The sequence below is a fragment of the Raoultibacter massiliensis genome, assembly GCF_900199545.1.
Classification (GTDB): Bacteria; Actinomycetota; Coriobacteriia; order Coriobacteriales; family Eggerthellaceae; genus Raoultibacter; species Raoultibacter massiliensis.
This window is the reverse complement of record NZ_LT962671.1, coordinates 482,933-486,399: the sequence shown is the minus strand read 5'-3', so window position 1 is coordinate 486,399 and position 3,467 is coordinate 482,933. Positions and strand designations below refer to the sequence as shown.

Genomic DNA, 3,467 nt, shown 5'->3' with positions numbered 1-3,467 from the left:
GCCATAAAGGCGCCCGCTTGCCCGGAGCGGTCGACGACATGAGCAGCGATCGCGCCGCGCATTCGCGGAACCGAGCCGCGAACAGCGAAGTCGAATCCACCCGATCGCGCACGACGCGCTCTAGCTCGCTCGGATCGAACGCGAACAGCTCGGCACCGGGCAGCAGGGTTTCGCTCATCGGAATGCGCAAGATGATGCCATCGTCCATCGCAAGCGTCTGGGGATCGAACCCGCGGGTTCGCACGATGCGATCGGTCACCGCCATCGCCCACGGCTCGTGGACGCGGCGCCCGTAGGGCGAATGGAGCATGACCCTCCAATCGCCCTGCTCGTCCTCGCAACGTTCGACGACAAGCGTCCGATCGTCGGGAACAAAGCCCGTAGCGGCACGCTGGGCGCCGATGAGCTCGATAAGGTTTCGCCGCGCGTTCTCGTCGAGGCCATCAGCGCAAAGACGGGCCAGCATCCCCGGCTCGACGCCGCCGCAAACGCCCTCGGCGTCATCGCCCTCGTCTTCGTCGGGCGCATCGAGCGCCGAAGCGACCGCACGGACGAACGCGCCTTTCGCCCTTCCCGTTTCGGCAGGCCGCCCAATGCCTTCGCCATGCCAGAACGGCAAGCGAGCCGAACGTCCCGGTGCCGGTTCCACGATAACGCGGTCGCGCGTGATTTCGCGGATGCGCCACGTGCTCGTACCGAGCGCGATGATGTCGCCCACCCGCGATTCGTAGACCATCTCCTCATCAAGCTCGCCCACGCGCCGCCTGCCCGCCTTGGCATCGGCCTCGGGCAGCACAACGGAGAACATGCCGCGATCGGGAATGGTGCCCGCCGCGGTAACCGCTTGGCGCTGAGAGCCTGGGCGGGCAATGAGCAGGTTGCGCTCGCGATCCCAGATGATGCGCGGCGAGAAATCGGCAAGTTCAGCGGACGAGTACGCGCCGCTCAACATGCCGAGCACGGCATCGAACGCACGGCGCGGAAGATCGGAAAACGGAGCGCAGCGGCATACCGTCGCATACCACTCGTCGGGAGAGACATCCTCCATCGACACCGCAGCGACCGTTTGCTGAGCGAGCACATCGAGCGGGTTTTTTGACAACCGTCGTCTTTTCGATGGCTCCCGCCGACATGCCCTCCGACACGACGGCGGCGTCGATGACCTCGGTGCGCGTGCGCGGGTACACGATGCCTTCCGATCTGCCGCCGACCTGATGGTTCGCACGGCCGATGCGCTGCAGGCCGCTCGCCACCGAAGGCGGCGGCGCCACTTGCAGCACGAGGTCGATCGATCCCATGTCGATGCCAAGCTCGAGACTCGACGTGGCCACGACGCACGGCAGTTCGCCGGCCTTGAGCTCGCGTTCGACCTGCTGTCGGCGCTCCTTGGATACCGACCCATGATGGGCTTTCGCAATGACTTCGGCCGTTGCCTGGGCCAAATCGGTTGTAGCGCCCATCCCCGACCGAATGCCACTCGCAACGGCTTCGCCCCCCTCGGGAAAGGCGCCTTTGCGCTTCGCGTAAAGCTCGTTGAGACGCGAGGTGAGCTTTTCGCACAAACCGCGCGAATTCACGAACACGATGGTGGTGCGATGCGCAAGCACCTCGTCGAGAATGGCCGCTTCGACGTAAGGCCAGATGGAAGATGACCCCACTCGACTATCGGGCGTTGCCGCTTTCGGCGCGCGGCCATCCATGACAGCCCGCAGCGCCCGATCCGATTTCCAGGCCTGCTCGGCGGGCGCGCGCCGGGGACCGCCGCCCGTCCGACGCGATTCCGCCGCAGGCGATCTCAGCTTGTCGGGCTCGAAGCCGTCGAACGAAGGCACCGCCGTCATATCCTGCACGGGAACGCTCACCCGCACATCCATGTCGGGCCTATCTTGCGACGCGACGATGCTCACGGGGCGAACGCCTCCGAGAAAACGCGCGATCTCTTCGGGCGGACGCACCGTGGCGGACAAGCCGATGCGCTGCGCAGGGTTTTCGAGCAGGCTGTCGAGACGCTCGAGACTCAGGGCGAGGTGCGCGCCGCGCTTGTCGCCCGCCATTGCATGCACTTCGTCGACGATGACCGTATCCACCGTGCGCAACGTTTCCCGAGCTTTCGAGGTGAGCATGAGGTAAAGCGACTCAGGCGTGGTGATGAGGATGTCGGGAGGATTGCGNGCGCGAACAGATAGCTGTTCTGCGCGTAATCCACGGCAAGATCGTCCCCTTCGCTTTGCTGAAGAACCCCGTGCGTGATCTCGACCCCGTCCCGCCACACGAAACAGCCCGGCTCCCGTTGCATCTCCTCGGGCGTCACATGGAAAAACGGCGGGTCTTCGAGCACGAGCGACGTAACGCGCTCGGCATCGTTGGCGGCAACCCACGCCGCGATGATGCCGCCCGATGAAAGCCCCGACACCTCGTAGGGGGCATCGATCACCTGGTCGGCGAAAGACACGAGCGCCTCGCCCTGCGCCGCGCATGTGTAAAGAGACGGATCGCGAGTCGATTCGCCGTGGCCGAAGCAATCGACAGCGTAAACATGATAGCGCTCGGCAAGGCGCGGAAGCACGCTCGCATAATCCTCCCACTGCATCGACTGCCCATGGATCAGCAGAAGCGCAGGCCCGCCCGCCGGCCCCTCCGCATAGTTCACGACCGCCCCGCCAACGTCAACCTGCTTCTCCACGAAGCCCGCCGCATGCGCTTTCTCTATCATGCGGGCCTCACCGTGCCTGTTGTTGTCGACGTACAGGGCTACGGCCACCGCCACTCCCGCGACGACGAGCGCAACCGCGATTCCGATGATCATGCCGACCTTCCTTTTCCCGCCTGCTTTCCGCATGGCATCTCCTTTCGGGCGACGGCATGCAGAACCCAGCTCGGCAGCCGTGCCGTTACCGTTTTTTCCCTGATTGCTCGAGGAGCGCCGAAACGCGATCCATGAAATCTTCCGCCTTCGTTATCGCGATCCCCTGCGCTTCGTCGCCGAATACCAGAAGAGAATCGCCTGGCGCAATACCGAAGGTATCGCGCGCCTGCTTCGGTATGACGATTTGACCGCGCTCGCCCACGGTTACCGTTCCGAACAGGTGCTTTCCGCGCGGCGGCATGGGAAGCGACGTGCCGTGCGAGTCGTAGCGGATGAGCGCGTCGAGCGAAACATCGAGAGCATCCGCCAGGGCGGCGCCGTTCGATAAATCGGGCGTCGTTTCGCCGCTTTCCCACTTCGCCACAGTCTGGCGGGATACGCCCAGGCACTCGGCAAGCTGTTCCTGTGTGAGCCCGCACATCTTCCGCCTGCTCTGGATATTCATACCGATCATGTTTTTCATACTCCTTCATGCATCCATGATAGTGCGGCGCCAGAAGGCGCTCCACCAACCGATCATGGCATATCATTGGAAAAATGTCGCGATCCGTTGACAGAGCGAGGAGAACGCCGAGAAAGCGCTGCTCCTCCTCCCCCCCCC

The 3,467-nt window shown here is 64.2% G+C and carries 2 protein-coding genes and 2 pseudogenes; all 4 read right to left on the bottom strand.

Translation table 11 applies throughout. The annotated features are described in order from the left end of the window. Window positions 1-1,054: pseudogene (locus C1719_RS16040) on the bottom strand (DEAD/DEAH box helicase); the annotation flags it as partial. Window positions 1,055-1,280: 226 nt separating this feature from the next. Beyond that, window positions 1,281-2,126 (bottom strand): annotated as a pseudogene (locus C1719_RS15870) (DEAD/DEAH box helicase); the annotation flags it as partial. Further along, entirely contained in the window at window positions 2,018-2,713 is a 696-nt protein-coding gene (locus tag C1719_RS06140) for an alpha/beta fold hydrolase (RefSeq protein WP_281255988.1), read from the bottom strand. The pseudogene C1719_RS15870 and the gene C1719_RS06140, both read right to left, overlap by 109 nt. A 178-nt stretch (window positions 2,714-2,891) precedes the next feature. Next, entirely contained in the window at window positions 2,892-3,320 is a 429-nt protein-coding gene (locus C1719_RS06135; RefSeq protein ID WP_102375944.1) for a helix-turn-helix domain-containing protein, read from the bottom strand. Window positions 3,321-3,467 lie beyond the last annotated feature (147 nt).